Here is a 22,560-nt window from a genome sequence, read left to right as displayed (position 1 = left end):
TCAGACGGCCTTAGTATTTTCAGGCTTTACCAATAAGTTGTAAAACATTCTAAGTTGGTATTTTTCGGGCCGCTTCCTTCTTCGGTCGGCGAACCAATCATCATCAGGCCGATGATTTTGTCTTTGTCGGCACACTCAAATGCTTCGCGCAACAATGGGCTGTTGACCCACATGCCCGTAATCCAAACATTGTCGAAGCCTTGAGCAGAAGCAGCCAGTTGTAAAGCATAGGCGGCGCAGCCTGCAGTCAGCATTTGCTCCCATTCAGGTTTGGGTTTCGCCACTTCACGGTTTGGCGCAAATGTAACGCCAATAATCATAGGCGCCATGTTGCCGACGCGTTCGGCCTTTTTCATGGCATCATCACCGAAGTTGAGTTCGGTAACGGTCTTGCCCAAAAGCTCGCGGAAACGTTGTAAGCCGGCCTCGCTTTGAATTACAGTAAAGCGGTAAGGGCGCATATTGCCGTGATCAGGTACTTGTGTTGCCGCTTGCAGCATTTGTTCCAGTTGCTCGGCATTGGGTGCAGGAGCAGTCAGTTTTTTGGAAGAGCGACGAGTGGTGAGGAGATTTAAGGCATCCATTTTTATTCTTTCTTGTGAATTCGAATGAGAATAATTATATAGCAGAACGATAAATAAATCAGCAAAGGACTAAGGCCGTCTGAATTAAGGTTTCAGACGGCCTTTGAGTTTTACAGGATACCGTTGTTTTGTGTATTTTCAGTAATCAGTGCTTTGCTGATTTCATCGGCGGTGTAGCTCTTACCGTTTCCGAATACAAAGCTGTCGACATTATTGTTGGCAATGTCATGGATGGTCAGGGTGTCGCCTGTATCTTTGATGGTTAAGACCCAATCATCGCCGGTTTTCAACTGTAAATCTTTCAGCGTCAGCCCTTCTTTGAAAAGGACTTGGGTATCGCTGCCACCATACGGATTAAAGGTGTCGTTGCCGCTGTTTCTGCCAAACATGATAACGGTGTTGTCGGCACCCGGGTCGGTAATGGTATCGTTGCCGCCGGCCGTATCAACGATGTTGATGCCTCGGCCCAAAGTAATGGTTTCATCGCTTCGGTTGCCCCTGTATTCGACAACAGAAGTGTAATGCGACAAATCTAAATCGCTGTTGTCGCTATCGGCGTGGATGGTGTGATTGAAGTTGTTGTACACATCACGGTTGAGTTCTTCAACGGGTTGGCCTGTGTATTGGACGATGTTTTTGTTGCCGATCATGTGCGGGATAGACAGTTTGAAGTGGTTGATCAGCTCGCCTGTGCTGTATGAGGTATTGCCGTCAAACTGAAACTCGGAAATCGCACCATAAATACCGCTTTGGTTTTTGATGGTTAAAACATCGTCCGTGCCTTTAATGCGGATATGCCAAGTATCGCCATCCAACAGGGGGGGGGATACAAATTGGTTGCTGTCGGGTATGTCGGCAATCCCGGTTTTGTCGTAACCTTTTTCAACGGTAATTTCGAGGTCGTCAAGGGTAATGCCGCCGGTAAATTTAACGACATTAGCGTTGAGTCTGTGTAGGCTTGCCTCGCTATCAAAACCGAAGTTGTAGTCGAAAATGGTGTCGTGGCCGTAACCTTTTCCGAAAACATAGGTGTCGTTGTGTTCTCCGCCTTCCAGATAATCATTGCCTGCGCCGCCGTCGAGTAAGTCGGTGCCTACATGGGCATAGAGTTTGTCGTTACCGTTGCCGCCGTAGAGTTTATCGTCGGAAGCGGGTTCGTTGCCGTAATAGGTTTCGCTGTGTTCGCGCAAGATGTCATCGCCGTCGTGGCCATAGAGGATGTCGCGGCCGTCGTTGCCGCCGTCGATTTCATTGTTGCCTGCATTGCCATGCAAAGTGTCGTCGCCGTTTGTGCCGACAAAGTTAATGTTTTTGGCTTTCAGCGCTTGGAAGGCTTGTTGGAACTGTGCGGCAGTGTAAGTTTGGTCGCTGAACTGGAAACGGTCGATGGAAATGCTGCCATCAGCACCGATTTGGTTTTGAATCAAGGCTGAACCTTGATCCGAAGTAATTTCCCAGCTTTGGCTGCCATCATCGTTATGAATGGTCTTCAGGTTGAGCTTGGCATTGTTCAGGCCGTCTGAAAACTTGAGGGTATTGATGCCTTGGTTGTCGATAATGGTATCGTTGTCGCCGTAGATATAGGTATCGTTTCCGGCGCCGCCTTTCAGAATGTCTTTGCCGTTGCCGCCCATCAAAATATCGTTGCCAGCATCACCGTTGATGAGATCGTTACCGTCGCCGCCATCCAGATAATCGTTGCCGTCGCCGCCGTTGAGGTTGTCGTTGCCGCCCATGCCGTAAACGGTATCATCACCGCGTCCGCTGTTGAGGCGGTTGCGGCCTTCGTTACCGGTCAGGATGTTATTGCTGTTGTTGCCGGCGGCAAAAATATTGGCCGAGCCGGTCAAGGTAACATTTTCGACGTGGGTGGCGGCAGTATGGGAAATGCTGCTGAATACGGTGTCTTCGCCGCCGCCAGCCTGTTCGATAACCACGTCTTTTGTGTTATCAACATAGTAAGTGTCATTGCCGTCCCTGCCTTCCATAATGTCGGCACCGGCCTTGCCGTCGATAATATCATCGCCGGATGTGCCAATCAGGTGGTCATTGCCGTCGCTACCATCGATGGTCTTACCGCTTTCGGTATATTCAGTCAGGGAAATATCGAAATATTTGGCAAAGCTGTTTACATCCAGTTTTTGTGTGCCGATGATGAATTGGGAGACTGCCGGTGTTGTACCGTTTTGAGTGTATTGGTTTTTGATGGTTAAAACGGCGTTGCTGTTTTTCACGGCAATCAGCCAGTCTTGACCGCCGGTTTCGTTGTTTCGGGCTTCAACGGTTAAATCGTTAAGGCTTAGGTCGGTATGAAAGCGGATGCTGTTGTGGCCTTGATTGTCGATGATGGTGTCTTGCTCGCTTTTGGCAGAGAAAAGGTAGGTGTCGTCACCTTCGCCACCTTCAAGCACATCGTTGCCTGCTTCGCCATTTAGGGTGTCATTGCCTGTTTCGCCGAAAAGACAGTCGTTGCCTTCGCCGCCATTGATGAAATCGTTGCCGCCGCCGCCGTAAACGATGTCGTCACCGCGACCGCTGTTGAGGCGGTTGCGGCCTTCATTGCCGATGAGGATGTTGTTACTGTTGTTGCCTGCGCCGAAGATGTTGGCTGTACCGGTCAAAACAAGGTTTTCAACGTGGTTTGGAAGGGTATAGCTGACGTTGCTGTAAACCGTATCATCGCCTCCATTTGGGTTTTCAATGATTTTATCGTCGCTGCGGGTTACATAATAAACGTCATCTCTCGAAGTACCTGTTGTTGCTTGTGCAAGGGCGGAAGGTTGTAATTGCTCTAAATGTCGTAATTCAAATTGCGCATTGCGAATGCGCATTGCTTTTTCGATTGTCATGATATTTTCTTTAGATATTGATGAGAGTAACAAGGAAGTAAACGTATCCGGCATATGGCCGGTATTGCTTAATTTGTATTGTGTTTAGGCTGTATATACTAGTGCCGAAATTTGAGAAAAACAACTGAAACGTTAAGATATGACAATATATAGAGAGCCTTATCAGGCTTAGTTTGCCGTCTATTCTTTTGCCAAATGGCTTTGCCTTGTGCGGCTGTTTTGTTTCTTATATACCACACATCAATTTCCATAGTTTCAAACTATGAATGGTTGTAAAAAGGCCGTCTGAAAAAAAGAAGCAGGTTTCGCATTGCAAAACCTGCTTCTGATTTTTCAGACGGCCTGTCTGATTACAGAGTACGGGCAACTTCGACGATGTCGAAACATTCGAGTTGGTCGCCTTCCATAATCTCGTTGTAGCCTTTGAGCATCAGACCACACTCGAAGCCCATGCGGACTTCTTTGACGTCGTCTTTGTAGCGTTTCAAAGAAGACAGTTCGCCGGTATGGATAACCACGTTGTTGCGGATGAGGCGGACATGGGAATCGCGTTTGACCACGCCGTCGGTAACCATACAGCCTGCAATATTGCCGACTTTGGATACGCTGATAACCTGACGGATTTCGACCGTGCCGGTTACTTGCTCTTTCTCTTCCGGAGAGAGCATACCACTCATGGCGGCTTTCACGTCGTCAATGGCATCATAAATGATGTTGTAGTAACGGATTTCCACGTTTTCATTCTCAGCTAGTTTGCGTGCGGAAGCATCTGCACGGACGTTAAAGCCGATGATGAATGCGCCGGAAGCAATGGCCAAGTTGACATCAGATTCGGTAATGCCGCCCACGCCGCTGTGCAACACGTTCACTTTCACTTCGTCGGTGGACAGTTTTTTCAGGCTGCCCGCCAAAGCTTCGTAAGAACCTTGTACGTCTGCCTTAATGATGACAGACAAGGATTGGGCTTGGTTTTCGCCCATGTTGTTGAACATGTTTTCCAGTTTCGCAGCCTGTTGTTTGGCCAAGCGCACGTCGCGGTATTTGCCTTGACGGAAGAGGGCGATTTCGCGCGCTTTTTTCTCGTCGGCCAACACCATTGCATCTTCGCCTGCGTTCGGTACGTCGGACAAGCCGAGGATTTCGACAGGGATAGAAGGGCCGGCTTCATTGATGGCTTTGCCGTTTTCGTCAACCATTGCACGGATTTTACCGAATGCAGTACCGGCCAGCAGCATATCGCCTTTTTTCAGCGTACCGCTTTGAACCAGCAATGTGGCAACCGCGCCGCGGCCTTTGTCCAAACGTGCCTCAACAATGATACCTTTGGCAGGTGCATCGACTGGGGCAGTCAGTTCCAAAACTTCAGCTTCGAGCAAGACGGCTTCGAGCAATGCATCGATGTTCAGGCCTTTTTTAGCGGAAACGTCGATAAACTGTACATCGCCGCCCCATTCGTCAGGCACGACTTCGTGCGCAGTCAGCTCTTGGCGGATACGCTCTGGGTTGGCGGCTTCTTTATCGATTTTGTTGACGGCAACCACCATCGGTACGCCCGCAGCTTTAGCGTGGGCAATGGCTTCGATGGTTTGCGGCATCACGCCGTCGTCGGCTGCAACCACAAGAATCACGATATCGGTTGCTTTCGCACCGCGCGCACGCATTGCGGTAAACGCTTCGTGACCCGGAGTATCCAAGAAAGTAATCACGCCGCGAGGGGTTTCAACGTGGTATGCACCGATGTGTTGGGTAATGCCACCCGCTTCGCCTTGTACCACTTTGGCGCGGCGGATGTAGTCCAGCAGGGAAGTTTTACCGTGGTCAACGTGACCCATCACGGTAACAACCGGTGGACGCGGCAATGCTTCGGCTTCTACTGCTTCAACGCCTTCATCCAGGAATGCTTCAGGGTCGTCGGCTGCAGCAGGTTTGCCGATGTGGCCGAGTTCTTCCACCACAATCAGGGCAGTGTCTTGGTCGATGGATTGGTTGATGGTTACCATCATGCCCATTTTCATCAGGGCTTTAACCACTTCGACGCCTTTAACGGCCATTTTGTGTGCCAAATCGGCAACGGTAATGGTTTCAGGTACCAAAACTTCGTGTACGACAGGTTCGGTTGGTGCTTGGAAGGCGTGTTGGTTTGGCTCAAGTTTGAGTTTTTTGCCTTTTTTGCCGCCGCGTACGCGCTCGTCGTCGCCAGTGCGTGCATTGCGGTCACGTCCGCCTTTGCCGCCTTTGCCTTTAGCATTGCGGCCTTGAATGTCTTCATCACGCTCACGACGGTCTTCTTTTTTACCGCGCACGTTGTGTTCGGATTTGCCTTCGCCGGATGCTGCTTTGGCTTTCTCGGCAGGTTTGTTGCGTTCGCCTGATTTGGCTTCTTTCGTAGGTTTTGAGTCTTGAGCGGCCTGTTGTTTCATGGCTTCGCGGCGTGCTTGACGCTCTTGTTTTTCTTTCAACAAAGCTTCTTGATGCGCACGCAGGGCGGCGGCACGACGGGCCTCTTCATCGCGTTGAGCCTGTTCTTCCACGCTGACGACAGGTTGCGGTACGGCAGGAGCGACAGGTTTGGCTGCCTTTTTCGCTTCTTTGCCTTTGCCGCCTTTGTCTTGTTTGGCTTTGGCAGTTTTTTTGGCTTCGGCTGGTTTTTCAGCTTCAACGGATTTTTCAGACGGCTTGTTGTCTGCTTTAGCCTCAACTTTTGCTTCGGCCTTGGCTTCTACGGCTTCAACCGGTTTGGCTTCTTCTTTTTTGGCTTCGGCAGGTTTGCCTTCCGCTTTTGGTGCGGTTTTGGCTGCTTTCAGTCTGGCTGCTTCGGCCTCTGCTTTAGCACGGGCTTCGGCTTTGGCGGCAGCTTCTGCTTCAGCTTTGGCTTTTTCTTCGGCAGCTTGGGAGGCTGCTTTTTCTGCTTCGGCTTTTTGGTTTTCCGCTGCTACTTTGGCTTTGGCTTCCGCTGCCAATTCTTCGGAAGAAGGAATAGTAACGGCACGGCTGCGGCGGCGTGTTTCTACTTTTACGCCGTCAACGGTGCTGACTTCGGTTTTTTTGCGGCGGATGCTGATGGTGCCGCTGTTGCTGCCGTTTTTCTTTTGCAGGTAAGCGGTCAGCAATTGTTTGTCGTCAGTGGTTATGCTGTCATTACCGCTGTTTTTATTGACCCCGGCTTCTTTCAATTGTTTAAGCAAATCATCGACGGGGCGGTTTAGTTCGGCGGCAAATTGCGCTACGGTTGTATTACTCATTCAGTACCCCCTTAGTTGTTTTCTTCAGTAAACCAGTGTTCGCGTGCAGCCAAAATCACTTTTTTGGCTTCTTCTTCGTCAACACCGGTAATTTCGACCAATTCGTCAACAGACAATTCGGCCAGATCATCGCGTTGGGTAACGCCGGCTTCGGCCAGTTTGCGCAACATGTCGGAATCTACGCCGTCCAAATTGCGCATGTCTTCAGACACTTCACCCAGTTTTTCTTCTGCGGCGATGGTAATGGTCAGGATAGCGTCGCGTGCGCGGTTGCGCAGGGTTTCAACGATTTCTTCGTCAAAGCCGTCAATGGCGAGCAATTCTGCCGCTGGAACGTAAGCAACTTCTTCCAAAGTGGCAAAGCCTTCTTCCACCAAAATATCGGCGGTTTCGTCGTCGATGTTCAAGTGGGTGGTGAAGAGGTTGCGGATAACCGCGTCTTCGGCGGCATTGCGTTCGTCGGCTTCTTCAACGGTCATGATGTTCAGCTGCCAGCCGGTCAGGATGGAAGCCAGACGGACGTTTTGACCGCCGCGGCCGATGGCCAGCGCCAGTTGGTTTTCATCAACGATCACGTCAACGGCGTGTTTGTCTTCATCAATTACAATGCGGCTCACTTCGGCAGGAGACAGCGCATTCATTACGAATTGGGCAGGCTCTGGAGACCACAATACGATGTCAATGCGTTCGCCGGACAATTCGTTGCTCACGGCGTTAACACGGGAACCGCGCACGCCGATACAAGTACCTTGCGGGTCGATGCGTTGGTCGTTGGCTTTAACGGCAACTTTGGCGCGTTGGCCGGGATCGCGTGCTACTTCGCGGATTTCCAACAGGCCGTCTGCAATTTCAGGCACTTCGTTGGCGTAGAGTTTGGCCAAGAAGTCGCCGCTGGTACGGCTCAAAATGACTTGTTTGCGGCCGGTATTGCCGATTTCGTCCACACGCAGGAAGAGGGCGCGGATGCGGTCGCCGCTGCGGAAGTTTTCGCGCGGAATCATTTCTTCGCGCGGAATCAGGGCATCGAGTTTGCCTGCGACAACTTCAACGATAATGCCGTGGCGCTCGACGCGTTTTACCGTACCGGAAACGATGTCTTCTTTAGAAGCGAGGAACTCGTTCAGGTTTTGCTCGCGCTCCGCATCGCGGATGCGTTGCAGGATGATTTGTTTGGCAGTTTGCGCGGCTTGGCGGCCGAAGCCTTCGTTTGGCAGCTGCTCTTCGTAGTATTCGCCGATTTGGATGGTGGTGCCGGGAATTTCTTCTTGGATTTCCTCGATGGTTTTTTCTACGTCGGGGTAGGTGTAGTCTTCATCGGCAACAATCAGCCAGCGGCGGAAGGTTTGGTATTCGCCGGTATCGCGGTCGATTTCGACACGCACGTCCATGTGCTCGCGGTCGGCTTTTTTCTTGGCGGCAGTAGAGAGGGCGAATTCAAGGGCTTTGAATACGACTTCCGTTTCAACGTTTTTTTCACTTGCCAGCGCTTCGGCTAGCTGTAACATTTCGCGACTCATTTTCTAGAATCTCCAAGTAATCGGTTTTTAAAATTTAAATTCGGGGCGCAAACGGGCTTTGTCGATGTTGCTCAATTCGATTTGGGCAGTTTTGCCGTCGAAAGAGACGGTAACGATGTCGTTTTCGCAAGATTCGATGCGGCCGATGAAGTTTTTCTGACCATCAATCGGCAGGCGTGTTTTGATTTTGGCGTTCTGGCCGGCAAAGCGCACGAAGTCGGCGGCTTTTTTCAACGGACGGTCAAGGCCCGGGCTGGAGATTTCCAAACGTTTGTAGTCGATGTCTTCAACCATAAACACGCGGCTCAGATGGTTGCTGACAGTGGCGCAGTCTTCGACGGTGATGCCGCCTTCTTTATCGATGAAAACGCGTAAATCGCCTTGTGCGGTCAGTTCGAAATCGACCAGCTCGTAGCCCAAGCCGGGCAGGGTTTTATCAAGAATGCTTTGAATATCCATGCTTCTCCAGAAGTACATAAACAAAAAAATGGCCGCGCGGCCATTTTTCGTGTGATTTGAAAAATTGGCCTATTATAACTGTTTTCAAGATAAAAGAAAAGCGTTGATTTGGCGTGGATTTTTTGAAGTGATTGCGTAAATGGAAGGATAGGGGCGAGGCCGTCTGAAAAGGAAATTGTTGACAAGTTTTGATGTGGTGTCTCTGAAATTATTTTGGAAAACAAAGAATTGGTGTTGCTTTGTTTTCAGGCGGCCTTGTATTTCCTGGTTTTTCGTGCTTGCACAATGTGCAAGGCGGTTCTACAATTTCCTTATACTCTCCGAATAAGAAAGAAGGCCGCCATGTTCGCACATCCGATTTACAATTTTTCCGCAGGTCCTGCCGTATTGCCGGAAGCGGTATTGCGTACCGCGCAACAGGAAATGCTCGACTACAACGGTACGGGTTTCCCCGTGATGGCGATGAGCCACCGTTCGGATATGTTTTTGAGCATTCTGCATCATGCCGAACAAGACTTGCGCCAGCTTTTGAATATTCCGTCCAACTATAAAATCCTGTTTTTACAGGGCGGTGCGACCGCGCAATTTAATATGGTGGCCATGAATTTAGCGCACGGTTTTACGACTGCCGATGCGGTGGTAACGGGCAACTGGAGCCGTATTGCCTATGAACAGATGAGCCGTTTGAGCAATGCCGAAATCCGTTTGGCCGCGCATGGCGGCGAGCAATATGCCTATAAAAACCTGCCTGCGGTGGAGGATTGGGATGTCAACCCGAATTCTGCGTTTGTTCATTTTGCGATTAATGAAACCGTAAACGGTTTGCAGTATCAAAACGTCCCCAAACTTTCAGACGGCCTGCCGCCGCTGGTGTGCGATATGTCGAGCGAGATTTTGTCGCGTGAGTTTAATGTATCCGATTACGGCTTGATTTATGCCGGTGCACAAAAAAATATCGGTCCTGCCGGTGCGACCGTGGTCATTATCCGCGAGGATTTGCTGGAGCGTTGTCCGAACGATATTCCCGATGTGTTCAACTACCGCTCTCACATCAACCGCGACGGTATGTACAACACGCCGTCCACCTATGCGATTTATATGTCGGGTTTGGTGTTCCGCTGGCTGCAAACGCAGGGCGGTGTGAAAAAAATTGAAGCGGTCAATCGAATAAAGGCTCAAACCTTGTATGAGACGATAGACGGCAGCGGCGGTTTTTACATAAATGATATTCATCCTGATGCGCGCTCCAAAATGAACGTGGTCTTCAAAACCGCAAGTGAAGACTTGGACCGCCGCTTTGTGTTGGAAGCCGAGTTGCAGGGCTTGTGCCTGCTTAAGGGCTATAAAACCGTCGGCGGTATGCGTGCCAGTATTTACAATGCGATGCCGCTTGAAGGTGTGAACGCGTTGGCCGACTTTATGAAAGATTTCCAACGACGTTACGGTTAAGATGAAGATATAAAAAGGCCGTCTGAAACTGGGTTTCAGACGGCCTTTTGATTTGAATAAGTCTTATTCGGTGACTTCTTCAGTGATGCTGTCGCGGTAGATAGTGCTGTCGTAAGTCGGAACAGGAGGAGGCAGCAGGCTGTCGAGTGTCAGCGCGGACGGGTTCAGCGTAGGATAGCCACTGAAGGTTACGGAATAACCGCCGTTGCCGTTACTGCGGACTTTGGCATGCGTGCCCAAAGGGAAAGTGGTTTTGTTGGTGATGTGGCCGAATGGGAAGCCGGTCAACACAGGAATCTTGGCGGTGCGCGAAATGTGGTTGACTACGGCGGAGAAATCGTAGTTGGAGTCGTACACGTCGCGGATGGTGCCCATGCGGAAATCGCCGAAGATGATGGCGCGTTGTTTTTGCAAAACACCTGACAGATAAAGCGTGTTGAGCATGCGCTCGATGCGGTAGGGTTGCTCGCTGACGTCTTCGATAAAGAGGATGCCGCCTTGAATATCAGGCATATAAGGCGTACCGGCGAGGGAGGCGAGAACGCTGAGGTTGCCTCCCCACAATGTGCCTTCGACGTTGACATCGGCGCGTTGGATGGTCGGAACATCAACGATGTTGACGTTGTTGGTCGTGCCGCGGATGAACGAATCCATGGTAAAGACGCTGGGGTCTGCTTTGCCGAATTCGCTGTACACCATCGGGCCTGCAAAGCTCATCATATTGCCTTTGGCCAACAGGGCGAGTTGGACGGCGCACACGTCGCTGAAACCGAAGAATAATGTGCCGCGTTCGCGCATTCTGGCGCCGAGTGAGGCAAAGTCAATTTGCGGCAGGATGCGTGCCGCGCCGTAGCCACCGCGCAGGCCCATCAAGATTTTAGGCGTTTCGACACGACCGCTGGCAACGTCTTGGAAGTCGGCGGCGCGTTGGGCATCGCTGCCGGCAAAGCGTTGGTAACGGCGGCTGCCTGCTTGTTGGTTGGTCACGGTAAAGCCTGCGTTGTAGAGGCGGGTCAGGCCGGTGGTCACGCGGTTGGGGTCTTCGGCGAAGCCTGACGGCGCAACAACGCGCAGGAGGTTGTCGCCGGAACGTGGCGGATGGGGTTGCTTAGGTTGCACGGTTTGGGCTTTCGCGGTGGTGGAAGTGGTTTTGGTTTGCGGTGTGGTGGTCGTGCCTGTGCCGCAGGCTTGTAGCAACCCTGCGCCTGCCGCGGCAGAGCAGGTACGCAGGAAATGGCGGCGCGTGGTGGAGTTCATTGAGGTTTTCCTTTCGTTATATGTTCAGACGGCCTGAACTAGGCGTGTCGGGCCTTGCAGACCGTCTGAAAGTTTAAGCGATTAAGTTTTTGATTTGTTCCGGCCAATTTTCGGGCAGGGTCATACCGTGTTCGCGTACGGGCGCGGCCCAAATCGGCGCAGGAAAGTTGGCGTCGTTTTCAAAGCGGGCGATGACGTGCCAATGCAAGTGAGGCACAACATTGCCGAGGCTGGCCAGATTGATTTTGGCCGGGCGGAAGACTTGGCGCATTGCGGCTTCAACCTGATACACCATTTCCATGATTTCATTGCGTTCGGCAGGGGAAAGGTCGGTCATCTCGGAAACATGGTTATTCCAAATCACGCGGCAGAATGCCGGTGCGCCGGCTTCATTGTGGACGGCGATAACGCGCAGGTTTGGCGTTTGCAGCAAAATATCTTCGTTGTCGGCAGTGCAGATGGGGCAGGTCATGGGTTTTTCTTTCTCAGTCTGAATAGGAATCGGATGATTTCAATCAGGATTTTTAGAACAAGGTAAATGGCAGTCAGAGATATGAATGCGAAAAGCCACGGTTCAGGTATAAACCACCAAAATAAATAGGAGGGCGTGATTAAGTCGGCACATTCTTCGGCACTCTTAACGTGATCGCACAAGCCAAAGCGAAAAAAATCATTGACATCATGAAAGGGCGAATAGGCGAACATAAGTGCTATGGGCGTCACACAAATCAATGCAATGATGGCAATCCAAAAGAATGGTTTGAGATGTTTGAGTGCAGTCATGGATGAAATGTTATAAAAATTTTGCCGCGCCCTTATTGGCAAGTTCGTCGGCTTTTTCGTTTTCTGGGTGTCCGGCATGGCCTTTTACCCATGTCCAGCGGACATCGTGTTGTTGAACCAAACTATCCAGCTCTTTCCATAAGTCGTCGTTTTTAACCGGTTTTTTGGCGGCGGTTTTCCAGCCGTTTTTTTTCCAACCGCGTATCCAGCTTTCCATGCCGTTTTTGACGTATTGCGAGTCGGTGCAGATGACGACTTGGCAGCGGCGTTTTAGGGATTTCAGGCCTTCGATGACGGCAGTCAGTTCCATACGGTTGTTGGTGGTTTCGGCTTCGCCGCCGAACAGTTCTTTTTCGTGTGTGCCGTAGCGCATAAATACACCCCAGCCGCCTGCGCCGGGGTTGCCTTTGCATGCGCCGTCTGTGTAGAGGTAAACGGGTTTATCCATGGGCATGTCTTTGTCGAATAAGGCGGTATCATTATCATAACATAAGGCCGTCTGAAATATCGGCAAATACGGTTTACGCGTGTAAAATACCCTGCGCTTTATCACTCGTATAGAAAGAAGGCAGATATGGGATTGTTCAGCGGCCTTTTGGGCAATGCTTCGCAAAAAGACGCCGATGCGGTGGAACGCGATTTGGCGAATATCCTGATTGATGGCGAACAGGTAAAAATGGCATTCAGCCTGGTGCGCGATTTGATTGTGTTTACCGAATATCGGCTGGTGTTGGTGGACAAGCAGGGGTTGACCGGCAAGAAAGTGTCTTACCGTTCGATTCCATACCGTTCAGTATCGCGCTTTTCGGTGGAAACCTCGGGTCATTTTGATTTGGATGCCGAGCTGAAGATTTGGGTTTCTTCCGGCGAGGTGCCAACCGAAACCTTGCAATTTAAAAGCGACAAGAGCGTGATTGCCATTCAAAAAGCCTTGGCAGAAGCTGTGTTGAAACCGTCAAAATAGAAAGGAAACATGATGAGCGAACAGCAAGAATTGTTTTGTTACAAGCAGATGCCGGTGTGGACGGCGGACGAGATTCCCGAAGCCTTGTTGTCCAAACACAATACTGCCGCCGGTACTTGGGGCTGCCTCAATGTCCTCCAAGGCCGTCTGAACTTCAATGAAGTGGACGAGGCGGGCAATGTTACGTCCACGCACGAGCTGACGCCTGAAAGCGATGATTGGATTATCCATCCGCAAGCATGGCACTTTATCGCGCCGCAAACGCAAGACACGGAAATCCAACTGTCGTTTTACTGCGAGGCGGCAGACTATTTCAATAAGAAATACGGCATGAGCGCGACACATTCGGCCGTCCGTGCTGCCGAAGGCATCGTACCTGTCGGCAAGGTTTTGGATATGGGCTGCGGTCAGGGCCGCAATGCGCTGTATCTGGGTTTGAAAGGTTTTGACGTTACCGCTGTCGATAATAATCCCCATGCGGTTCAAAACGTGGAAGAGCTGGCGCGTATCGAAGAGTTGAATGTCCGCGCGTTTGAATACGACCTCAACGCCGCCAATATTCAGGAAAACTTCGATTATATGGTGGCGACCGTGGTGTTTATGTTCCTGATGCCGCGTTACGTTCCTGACGTGATTGCCAATATAAAGGAACACACCAACCCCGGCGGCTACAACCTGATCGTGTCTGCGATGGATACGGAAGATTTCCCTTGCCCGATGCCGTTCCCGTTCAAGTTTAGTGAGGGCGAGCTGCGCGAATACTATAAGGATTGGGAATTGGTGGAATACAAGGAAGAGCTGGGTTCGATGCACGCGAAAGACGAATTCGGCAATCCGATTCAGTTTAAATTCGTTACCATGCTGGCGAAGAAACCGGAATAAAGGTTTTGCCGTCAAAAGGCCGTCTGAATTCAGTTTTCAGACGGCCTTTGCCGTAATCAATCCACAATCCTTTTGCCCAAAATCACCACGTCTGCCAACATGGTTTCCAAGTCGCAGACTTGTGGCAGCCGCCCCCATTCTTCAAAACCGAAACGGTGAAACAGGTTCAGGCTCGGATAGTTGTGGCCGAACACAAGCGCGATGACGTTGTGGATGTCTAAGGACGGTGCGCGTTCGAGCATGTGCCGCAACAGGATTTTGCCCACGCCTGCGCCGCGCATATCGTGGCGGACATAAATGCTGACTTCCGCGCTGATGTGGTAGGCGTAGCGCGGATGGTAGTCACTGAAACTGCCCCATGCCAATACGGTGCCGTCGGCATCGTAAAGGGCGTAGATCGGGCGTTTGTCCGTGTGCGCGGCAAACCACATTTCACGCTCGGCAACCGTGGTCGGCGACAAATCGGCCGTGGATTGGCGCGTGGCCACGGTGCTGTTGTAAATATCGACGATGGCGGGCAAGTCTTGGCGCAGGGCAGGACGGATGGTGTATTGCATTTCAGACGGCCTGTTATTGAATTAGTTTGGAGATAGTCTTAAAGGCCGGATGTTTGGCATCGCCGAGCAGTTGGAACAAAATACTTTCGACATTGGAAACGATAATGCCTTGACGGCTCATTTGCGCCAAACCATTGTCGCGGTTGGCCGTTGTGCGCGAGGCGGTGCATTCGAAAGGCAGGAATACGGCGTAACCTTGCGCCTTCAAATCCAAGGCCGTCTGAAGCATACAGATATGCGCTTCAGCACCCATCAAAATAACGTTTTTAATGTCGTTTTTGCGTAAGATTTCCTGAATTTCGGGCAAAAACGCCGAAAATTGGGTTTTCTCGACAATCGGCGTGCCTTCGGGCAACAGCAGCGATACGGCGGATACGGTGCTGCCCAAACCTTTCGGATATTGTTCGGTTACGGCAAAGGGGATGTCCAAAGCCGTCAAACCTTGAATCAGCAGGCGGCAGCGTTCCAACATTTCATCCGCGCCGGAAAGGGCGGGCAGCAGGCGTTCTTGAATATCGACAATCAGACAAAGCGTATTTTTCGGGTTCATGGCTTTTCCTTTCAGACGGCCTTTACAGCAAAATCGTTGAATCAGAATGCAATCATATAACAAGCCGCTGGAAAAGTATTGCAGCTTGCCCTGTTTTAAAGCCCGAAATTCTTTTAAAATACCGCCTGATTTGAATTGATAGAGACCGACAACATGAATTTATACCAAACCGTCGAACGTGAAGCCCAAGCAGCCTTTGCCGCCGCAGGCATTGCCGACAGCCCCGTTGTTTTGCAGCCGACCAAGAATGCCGAACACGGCGATTTCCAAATCAACGGCGTGATGGGTGCGGCGAAAAAAGCCAAACAAAATCCGCGCGAGTTGGCGCAAAAAGTGGCCGAAGTATTGGCGGACAACGCTGTGATTGAAAGTGCGGAAGTAGCCGGCCCGGGCTTTATCAACCTGCGCCTGCGTCCTGAGTTCCTCGCCCAAAACATTCAGACGGCCTTAAACGACGCGCGTTTCGGCGTAGCAAAAACCGACAAACCTCAAACCGTCGTTATCGACTATTCTTCGCCTAATCTTGCCAAAGAAATGCACGTCGGCCACCTGCGTTCCAGCATCATCGGCGACAGCATTTCGCGCGTGTTGGAATTTATGGGCAACACCGTTATCCGTCAAAACCACGTCGGCGACTGGGGTACGCAGTTTGGCATGTTGGTCGCTTATTTGGTTGAGCAGCAAAAAGACAATGCCGCGTTTGAGCTGGCTGATTTGGAACAGTTTTACCGTGCCGCCAAAGTACGCTTTGACGAAGATCCTGCCTTCGCTGACACTGCACGCGAATACGTTGTGAAGCTACAAGGCGGCGATGAAACCGTTTTGGCGTTGTGGAAACAGTTTGTCGATATTTCGCTCTCGCACGCCCAAGCCGTTTATGACACGTTGGGCCTGAAACTGCGTCCAGAAGACGTGGCGGGCGAATCGACATACAACAACGATTTGCAGCCCGTGGTCGATGATTTGGCTCAGAAAGGTTTGGCAGTCGAAGACGACGGCGCGAAAGTCGTGTTTTTGGACGAGTTCAAAAACAAAGAAGGCGAACCTGCCGCATTTATCGTGCAAAAACAAGGCGGCGGCTTCCTTTATGCTTCCACCGACTTGGCGTGTTTGCGCTACCGCGTCGGTACGCTTCATGCCGACCGCCTGTTGTATGTCGTCGACCACCGCCAAGCCCTGCACTTTGAGCAACTCTTTACAACTTCCCGCAAAGCAGGCTATCTGCCGGAAGATGTAAAAGCCGAGTTTATCGGCTTCGGCACCATGATGGGCAAAGACGGCAAACCGTTCAAAACGCGCAGTGGCGACACCGTGAAACTGGTTGATTTACTTGATGAAGCGATCAATCGAGCCGAACAAGTCGTAAAAGAGAAAAATCCAAAATGGCAATTAACAACAGAATTAGAAGATGGATTAAAAAAGATTTCTTCTTTAACTAATTCTGATAATTTAAAAAATAAATTAAAGTACAACTTAGAAAATAAAAAGTTGGAAATTACTTTGGAAAACGATGTTGTGTATCATCTTCCTATCGATAAGATTGACAAGATTGTCAGAGGAGCAGAGGAATATACTGATACAGCATTAAGTGATGCAGAGAAAATTGCCCGAGTTGTCGGCATCGGCGCAGTCAAATATGCCGATTTGAGTAAAAACCGCACCAGCGATTATGTGTTCGACTGGGATGCCATGCTTTCGTTTGAAGGCAACACCGCCCCCTACCTGCAATACGCCTACACACGCGTGCAAAGCGTGTTCCGCAAAGCAGGCGAATGGGATGCAACCGCGCCAACCGTTTTGACCGAACCTTTGGAAAAACAACTGGCCGCCGAGCTGTTGAAATTTGAAGACGTACTGCAAAGTGTGGCAGATACTGCGTATCCGCACTACCTCGCCGCCTACCTCTATCAAATTGCCACTCTGTTCAGCCGCTTCTACGAAGCCTGCCCGATTTTGAAATCAGAAGGCGCAACCCGCAACAGCCGCCTGCAACTGGCGAAGCTGACCGGCGACACGCTGAAACAAGGCTTGGAATTGCTGGGTATTGATGTATTGGATGTGATGTAAGTTTTTGAATAAAAACGATGAAAGGCCGTCTGAAACTTTGCGGGTTGCAAGGTTTCAGACGGCCTTTTTTTATGCTTTGAAAAATATTGTGATACCGTTGATTTTGAGCCTAAGCGGTTTTGAATTTGCTCAGGTAATGCGTTTAGACGGCCTTATCTTTATTTCAAATTGCTTGCCAACAACCAAGCCTGTGCTTCGGCAGCATCGCTGAAATATTTGGGATGTTGGTTGGTCAAGAGGCTGGAAAGGCGCGCGCCGAGTTTGATCCAAATGTCGTCGGTAATGACGGCAACGCGGCCGAAGTCGGTTTCGTGTTGGTTGAGGAATTTGATTTGCTCAACCGCCATATCGATGGTGAAGTCTTTCAGCATGGACAAGTCCAACAGGATGTCGGGCAGATGGACTTTTTGTTTCGCGGCCAACAAGGCTTCTTCCAATTGGCGGAAATCGTCCAAAGTGAACTCGTTGTACAGCGCTACGTTTAAGCCGTAAGATTGTTCGCGGATGGAAATCATGGTGTTCTCCTTGTTAAATTATTGCTTCATCAGAAATTTTTTGATTGAGGCCGGAGTAAAACTGCTGAACACGCCGCCTGCAACAATGATAACCATGCCGACAGCTTCCTGCCAAGTGATTTTATCGCCGAAAAGCAATACGCCGGATAGGGCGGAGAAAACGACGGTCAGGTAGGAAAGCGAGGCAACGGTAAATTTCTTGCCGACCTTATAGGCGCGGGTCATGGCCAATTGTGCAATCATGGCGGAGATGCCGTTGCCGGCCAGATAGGGCAGGGAAGAGATGGTCAGCGGATGCCAGCCTGTGATGGTGCTCCAGACTGCGCCCATAATCAGGCCGGTAAGCGAGAGGTAAAACACCACGCGCCAGCCCGGCTCGCCCAAAAGAGAGAGTTCGCGCACCTGCAAATACGCCCAGCCCGACATGGCGCCACCTGCCAAACTGACCAGCGCGGCAAATTCTTGTCCGCCTTGAAAAGATGGGTTGAGCAAGAGGATAACGCCGATAAAGCCCATAACCAAAATGGCTTGGGTATAAAGCGTAATTCTTTCTTTTAAAATGAAAAATGAAAAGATGGCCAGCCAGATGGAGGACGTGTAGTTGAGCGTGACGCCTGTTGCCAGCGGCAGGTGCATGACGGAATAAAACGTGCACATCATGGCAAGCGTGCCGATGACGCTGCGGTTGAGATGGGTTTTCCAATGCGGCGTGGAAAACGTGTTGCCTTGCGCTTTGGCCATGATGCCTAAGAACAGGGTGGAGACCAGCATGCGCCAAAAGACCAGCTCGCCGCTGGAAAAGCCGAATTGCGTTGAGGCGGCTTTGATGGAGAGGTTCATGACGGTAAAGCCGAGCGCGGCAATAACCATCCATGCCGAGCCGAGCGGATCTTTTCTGACGGTTTCCATTTGATGGGTATATAAAGCGATTTTATTAATAAGAAAATATTATACAGATCAATCAGGCCGTCTGAAAAATATCGTTGGGTTTCAGACGGCCTTTAGATTAAGAAATGAGAATTATTATTGAACAATATAGTGGTTTTTTGTAGAATGAAAGCCCTATTTTCAAGAAAGGCTTGTCATGAAAGTTGCCAATATTTCTGCCGTATTGCTGTCTGCTTTGTTTTCCGTTGCTGTTTCTGCCGCGCCTTTGGGAGAGGTTTCTTCAGAAAACGGTAAGATTTTCAGCGGCGAAAATTACATGGTCGTTAAGAAAGACATGAAGAAAGGGGAGCAGATTAAGCCGCACGATCATCCGGGTTTTAAAACGTTGATTTTTGCCGTTGGAAAAGGAAGCTTTGACGTAACCTTGAATCAGAAGGAAAAACATACGGTTGGCGCAGGCTCGGTGCTGCGATTTGGCGGAGATGTCGTGATTGAGGCCGTTGCAACTGAAGATGCGAATGTGGCAATTACGTTGATTAAGTAAGCCGATAGATGATAAAAGGCCGTCTGAAGATGATGTTTCAGACGGCCTTGTTTATTCAGTCAACCATTGCCATTAAGCGCAAATCAAATAGATGAAGCCGGAGCCGAAGATATCTGCCAAGGCGTGAATCAGGAAAAACGGCAGCAGGTTTTTGACTTTGTATTTATAGAAGAAGTAGTACATCAAGCCGAAAACAACGCCGATAACGGTCGCCCAAAGCATGCCTTGATAAGTATGGAAGGAGATGCGCACCAAGGTCGAATAGGCCAATGCCTGCCATTTGTATTTGTCTTCCACGCAGGTCAAGAGGCCGAGGAAACAGAATTCCTCATAAAAGCCGTTTAAAAGGCCGTAGAGGATGGCCATCGGCGCAAGGGCGGCGAATTTGTCAAAAATGGATAATGGTTTGATGTATTGGAAGATTTCAGTGGTGAAGTAATTGTAGCCGCCGCTTAACGAAGTTACCGCATCGGCGGTCAGACCCATCAGGATAAAAATCACAGGCGTCCAAAACAACACGCCTAAGTTAAAACGAATCGGCAATTGTTTGAAGTCGAAACGGCGGATAACGAGGTAAATCAGAGCAATAGCAAGCAGCGTCAACTGCAGGCTCATGTTTTCAGAATAAGCCACGCCGGTTACCGCAGTATCGCGCGCCTCTTCGGCAACCGCGGCTGTTTCCACTTGCGGCATCAGGCTGGCGATATAAAGTTGGGTAGAACGGTAGGCAAATTGACCGAACAGGATAGCGGTCACAATCAGCATGTCAAACCAGCGCAAATGGCGCAAAGGCTCTTTAGGGCGGATAGCGGCGAGTATGCTCATATTCTCCTCTTTGCTCTAATAAATAACGGTGCGCAATAGTTACATAAACATACAAAAATCGTCAACGATTATCACAATAAAACATGAATTAAAAATCAGACCGTTTCAGACGGCCTGAAGCGCTTCTAAAAATGCCATATTTTTCGAAGGGTTTATCTTCAAAAATATGGCATAATCACTTTATTGCAAACCAAGGAATCTTATCGTGAGTATTTCTCTGTCCCAATATCTGCTCTACCTGCAATACATGTTGGCAGGTATCGCCATGACCGTTGTTTTTGCTGCCGTATATCTGCGGATTACACCCGTTGAAGAATTGCGCCTGATTAAAAACGGCAACCTTGCCTGCGCCTTGTCATTTGGCGGCGCGTTGGTCGGTTTTTGTCTGACGCTTGCCTCAAGCATTGCACACAGCGTCAGCTTCATCGATTTTATCCTGTGGGCCCTTGCCGCAGCCGTAATTCAGATTTTTGTCTATTTCGCTGCGACAATGATGATTAAAGGCGCTACCGCAGAACTCATCGGTAACAATGTTGCCGTCGGCGCGTTGTTTGGTGCAGTGTCCATCTCGATCGGCATTTTGAATGCGGCTTGCTTGACTTGATTTTGATGGTCGGTTGGATAGCAAAAGATGTGCTGTTCCTGACTCCTACCTAGAAAAATTATCGGTAGATTTTTTTGACTGATAAGGTCTTATGTCTGATGGTATTGGCGTTATAGTGAAATTCTGAAAGCATCAAAAAATTCAGACGGCCTGTTATATACAAGGCCGTCTGAAATGTTTTAACTACTTAAGTTTGCTAAATTAGAACGAGTATTGCAATCTTATGCCTGTTTCACGGGTGCGGTTTTTAGGTTCGATCGCGCCCAATTGAATGAAGCCATAGTCTTCTGTAACGGTGAAGTTTGAATCTTTGACTTTCCAGCCGCGATAGAACGGGGTCAGACTGATTTTAGAACCGTTAGAGAATTTTTTAGATACAGGTACTTCAACCTCAATACCTTGTCCACCGCCTTGTTTCATTCTGGTTTCTTCTCGATCTGGCTCGTAAGAATACTGGCGGCCCTTAACGGCACGATTGTAGGCAATACGAGGAGCAATCTCAAAGTTTGCTGGAAGTGCGATATTTACACCGGCATTGATTTGCGCATATGTGGTTCGGTTTTTGCGGTCATAATCATCAGGATCGACACGTCGGCTCAAATCTCTCAGAACACGGTGTCCCAAGCCTGCACCGGCAGTCAGGCTAAAGCGATCGTTAATTGGATGTGTATATTCATATAAGGCACGGATATCGTATGCGCGGCGAGGTGCATTTTTGAGTGTGGCAGAACCATAACCTGTGGATTCACCAAATCCATTTTGGAAGCTTCCTGTGTAATCTGATTTACCACGGGAATAACGGCCTTCCAATTTTGCCGCATGGCGATCGTTGAAACGGTATTTAACCCCCGCATTAATAGACCACAGGTTGCCTTTTTGTTGCATTATTCGACTACCATCTTGTTCATATTCGCGATAGGTTTCGTTGTAATATTCGCTGCCAACGGTAAATTCAACAGGGCGGGCAGCCTGTGCGCCTACTGCAGCAGACAGTGCTAACACAGCAAGACAGAAATGAGCAGAATTTTTCATGTAAATTCCTTTTAGTTTGGGAAAATCAGTGTGATAATTTAATGTTATTGCATGGCAAAGTTTATAATATTTAATGAACATTAACAATGCTGATGGGGTAATATATTTACTTTTATTATATTCTTTAATGATTTATCGCAAATATTTGTCTTTTTTATGAGACAGTATGGATAAAAAACCTGGAAATAGTGTAAAACTGAGTCGGTAAGAGGTTTAATTTCGAAGTTTTCAAAAGTTAATATCTATATAGTTATTATTTAGTTTGCGATAAAAGTATATGCAGCCACCCACTCTATTCCCATGCATAAAGACATTTTGAATGTTAATATCGTATGACATTCTATTTATATAAAATAAGCGATATAACCGACTAGGCAAATTGACCTGACTGCCCATAAGTTATCCTTTCTTCTTCAAATAAGGAACTGCGATGTTCAACTTTATCAAGAAACAGTTTATCGACGTCATTCAATGGCCGAATCCCGATGACAGCCTGCTGATGTGGCGTTTTCCGATTGCCGATGAGGAGATCCAAAACGGTGCAAGCCTGACTGTGCGTGAGGCGCAGATGGCGATGTTTGTCGATGAAGGCGTAACCGCGGACGTGTTCGGTCCGGGGCGTTACACGCTCAATACGCAAACTCTGCCAGTGCTGACCAACTTGAAAAACTGGGACAAGCTTTTTGAGTCTCCGTTTAAATCGGATGTTTACTTTTTCAATACCAAACAACAGCTCGCACGAAAATGGGGTACGTCTCAACCAGTTACCGTGCGCGATGCTGAGTTTGGCGCGGTGCAACTGCGTTCGTTCGGTATGTATTCTTACCGCATCAGCGATCCGGCAAAATTCTTTAAAGAAGTCAGTGGTGTGGCGGCGCAATACAGCGGCGTAGACTTGGAAAACCAACTGCGCAATATCGCAGTCACCCAGTTGGCGGCCGCGTTCGGCAGCTCCGGTATCCCATTCTTGGATATGGCGGCGAACCAAGTTT

22 protein-coding genes are annotated in these 22,560 nt (G+C 49.5%); 7 read left to right on the top strand and 15 right to left on the bottom strand.

Annotated elements, in window-relative coordinates:
* Nucleotides 1-26 precede the first annotated feature (26 nt).
* From ACTHUM_RS04490 to rimP, 5 genes are all read right to left on the bottom strand, one after another.
* Nucleotides 27-584 carry a nitroreductase family protein gene (locus ACTHUM_RS04490; RefSeq protein WP_049330902.1) on the bottom strand — a complete coding sequence of 186 codons (558 nt, stop codon included), beginning with the start codon at nucleotides 582-584 and terminating at the stop codon, nucleotides 27-29.
* A 110-nt stretch (nucleotides 585-694) separates the two neighbouring features.
* The gene (locus tag ACTHUM_RS04485; RefSeq protein WP_049335380.1) at nucleotides 695-3,433 is read right to left on the bottom strand and encodes a calcium-binding protein; all 2,739 of its coding nucleotides are present in this window, start codon (nucleotides 3,431-3,433) and stop codon (nucleotides 695-697) included.
* A gap of 350 nt (nucleotides 3,434-3,783) precedes the next feature.
* Nucleotides 3,784-6,675, bottom strand: coding sequence for a translation initiation factor IF-2 (infB, locus tag ACTHUM_RS04480; protein ID WP_070695335.1), 2,892 nt, complete (start codon nucleotides 6,673-6,675; stop codon nucleotides 3,784-3,786).
* A gap of 11 nt (nucleotides 6,676-6,686) precedes the next feature.
* The gene (nusA, locus tag ACTHUM_RS04475; protein ID WP_049330906.1) at nucleotides 6,687-8,192 is read right to left on the bottom strand and encodes a transcription termination factor NusA; all 1,506 of its coding nucleotides are present in this window, start codon (nucleotides 8,190-8,192) and stop codon (nucleotides 6,687-6,689) included.
* A gap of 27 nt (nucleotides 8,193-8,219) precedes the next feature.
* On the bottom strand, nucleotides 8,220-8,651 hold the full coding sequence (rimP, locus tag ACTHUM_RS04470) for a ribosome maturation factor RimP (RefSeq protein WP_003685973.1): 432 nt from the start codon (nucleotides 8,649-8,651) through the stop codon (nucleotides 8,220-8,222).
* A 342-nt stretch (nucleotides 8,652-8,993) separates the two neighbouring features.
* Between rimP and serC the strand changes: the two genes are divergently transcribed.
* Nucleotides 8,994-10,100 carry a phosphoserine transaminase gene (serC, locus tag ACTHUM_RS04465; protein WP_070695336.1) on the top strand — a complete coding sequence of 369 codons (1,107 nt, stop codon included), beginning with the start codon at nucleotides 8,994-8,996 and terminating at the stop codon, nucleotides 10,098-10,100.
* 63 nt (nucleotides 10,101-10,163) lie between these two features.
* Here serC and ACTHUM_RS04460 read toward each other — a convergent pair whose 3' ends face one another.
* The 4 genes from ACTHUM_RS04460 to rnhA all read right to left on the bottom strand — a co-directional run bounded on the left by ACTHUM_RS04460 (nucleotide 10,164) and on the right by rnhA (nucleotide 12,588).
* Nucleotides 10,164-11,357, bottom strand: a complete 1,194-nt coding sequence (locus ACTHUM_RS04460; protein ID WP_070695337.1) for an LD-carboxypeptidase — start codon at nucleotides 11,355-11,357, stop codon at nucleotides 10,164-10,166.
* 73 nt (nucleotides 11,358-11,430) lie between these two features.
* Entirely contained in the window at nucleotides 11,431-11,829 is a 399-nt protein-coding gene (locus ACTHUM_RS04455) for an HIT family protein (RefSeq protein WP_004519320.1), read from the bottom strand.
* Nucleotides 11,826-12,140: a hypothetical protein gene (locus ACTHUM_RS04450; RefSeq protein WP_049335391.1), complete on the bottom strand. Its 315-nt coding sequence runs from the start codon at nucleotides 12,138-12,140 to the stop codon at nucleotides 11,826-11,828. Before ACTHUM_RS04450 ends, ACTHUM_RS04455 begins: the two co-directional genes overlap by 4 nt.
* Nucleotides 12,141-12,150: 10 nt before the next feature.
* Nucleotides 12,151-12,588 carry a ribonuclease HI gene (rnhA, locus tag ACTHUM_RS04445; protein ID WP_049335392.1) on the bottom strand — a complete coding sequence of 146 codons (438 nt, stop codon included), beginning with the start codon at nucleotides 12,586-12,588 and terminating at the stop codon, nucleotides 12,151-12,153.
* A gap of 126 nt (nucleotides 12,589-12,714) precedes the next feature.
* On the opposite strand from rnhA, the gene ACTHUM_RS04440 reads away from it, so the two are divergent.
* Entirely contained in the window at nucleotides 12,715-13,104 is a 390-nt protein-coding gene (locus tag ACTHUM_RS04440) for a PH domain-containing protein (RefSeq protein WP_004519323.1), read from the top strand.
* Between the two features lie 12 nt (nucleotides 13,105-13,116).
* Nucleotides 13,117-13,986: an SAM-dependent methyltransferase TehB gene (gene tehB, locus ACTHUM_RS04435; protein ID WP_039861960.1), complete on the top strand. Its 870-nt coding sequence runs from the start codon at nucleotides 13,117-13,119 to the stop codon at nucleotides 13,984-13,986.
* A 56-nt stretch (nucleotides 13,987-14,042) separates the two neighbouring features.
* Here the strand turns inward: tehB and ACTHUM_RS04430 are convergent, their stop codons facing one another.
* Nucleotides 14,043-14,543, bottom strand: coding sequence for a GNAT family N-acetyltransferase (locus tag ACTHUM_RS04430; RefSeq protein WP_004519325.1), 501 nt, complete (start codon nucleotides 14,541-14,543; stop codon nucleotides 14,043-14,045).
* 13 nt (nucleotides 14,544-14,556) lie between these two features.
* Nucleotides 14,557-15,093 carry an isochorismatase family protein gene (locus ACTHUM_RS04425; protein WP_004519326.1) on the bottom strand — a complete coding sequence of 179 codons (537 nt, stop codon included), beginning with the start codon at nucleotides 15,091-15,093 and terminating at the stop codon, nucleotides 14,557-14,559.
* Between the two features lie 153 nt (nucleotides 15,094-15,246).
* On the opposite strand from ACTHUM_RS04425, the gene argS reads away from it, so the two are divergent.
* On the top strand, nucleotides 15,247-17,160 hold the full coding sequence (gene argS / locus ACTHUM_RS04420) for an arginine--tRNA ligase (protein WP_004519327.1): 1,914 nt from the start codon (nucleotides 15,247-15,249) through the stop codon (nucleotides 17,158-17,160).
* 158 nt (nucleotides 17,161-17,318) lie between these two features.
* Here argS and ACTHUM_RS04415 read toward each other — a convergent pair whose 3' ends face one another.
* Both ACTHUM_RS04415 and ACTHUM_RS04410 read right to left on the bottom strand, forming a co-directional pair.
* Nucleotides 17,319-17,675, bottom strand: a complete 357-nt coding sequence (locus ACTHUM_RS04415) for an STAS/SEC14 domain-containing protein (RefSeq protein WP_003678720.1) — start codon at nucleotides 17,673-17,675, stop codon at nucleotides 17,319-17,321.
* Between the two features lie 18 nt (nucleotides 17,676-17,693).
* The gene (locus ACTHUM_RS04410; RefSeq protein WP_004519328.1) at nucleotides 17,694-18,584 is read right to left on the bottom strand and encodes a DMT family transporter; all 891 of its coding nucleotides are present in this window, start codon (nucleotides 18,582-18,584) and stop codon (nucleotides 17,694-17,696) included.
* Between the two features lie 175 nt (nucleotides 18,585-18,759).
* Here ACTHUM_RS04410 and ACTHUM_RS04405 point away from each other — a divergent pair, with 175 nt between their 5' ends.
* A complete protein-coding gene (locus ACTHUM_RS04405; protein ID WP_004519329.1) occupies nucleotides 18,760-19,107 on the top strand; it encodes a hypothetical protein in 348 nt (115 codons plus the stop codon).
* A gap of 72 nt (nucleotides 19,108-19,179) precedes the next feature.
* On the opposite strand, the gene ACTHUM_RS04400 is transcribed toward ACTHUM_RS04405, so the two are convergent.
* Entirely contained in the window at nucleotides 19,180-19,932 is a 753-nt protein-coding gene (locus ACTHUM_RS04400; protein ID WP_004519330.1) for a CPBP family glutamic-type intramembrane protease, read from the bottom strand.
* A 205-nt stretch (nucleotides 19,933-20,137) separates the two neighbouring features.
* Between ACTHUM_RS04400 and ACTHUM_RS04395 the strand changes: the two genes are divergently transcribed.
* Entirely contained in the window at nucleotides 20,138-20,536 is a 399-nt protein-coding gene (locus tag ACTHUM_RS04395; RefSeq protein WP_039861961.1) for a DUF350 domain-containing protein, read from the top strand.
* A gap of 201 nt (nucleotides 20,537-20,737) precedes the next feature.
* On the opposite strand, the gene ACTHUM_RS04390 is transcribed toward ACTHUM_RS04395, so the two are convergent.
* On the bottom strand, nucleotides 20,738-21,568 hold the full coding sequence (locus tag ACTHUM_RS04390; RefSeq protein WP_039861962.1) for an outer membrane beta-barrel protein: 831 nt from the start codon (nucleotides 21,566-21,568) through the stop codon (nucleotides 20,738-20,740).
* A gap of 430 nt (nucleotides 21,569-21,998) precedes the next feature.
* Between ACTHUM_RS04390 and ACTHUM_RS04385 the strand changes: the two genes are divergently transcribed.
* Nucleotides 21,999-22,560: SPFH domain-containing protein (locus ACTHUM_RS04385; RefSeq protein WP_440402795.1), on the top strand; the 562-nt coding region annotated here is incomplete at its 3' end.

The organism is Neisseria sp. P0021.S006, from assembly GCF_051956895.1.
The sequence above is the reverse complement of the archived record's forward strand: the minus strand, read 5'-3'. Positions and strand labels throughout refer to the sequence as shown.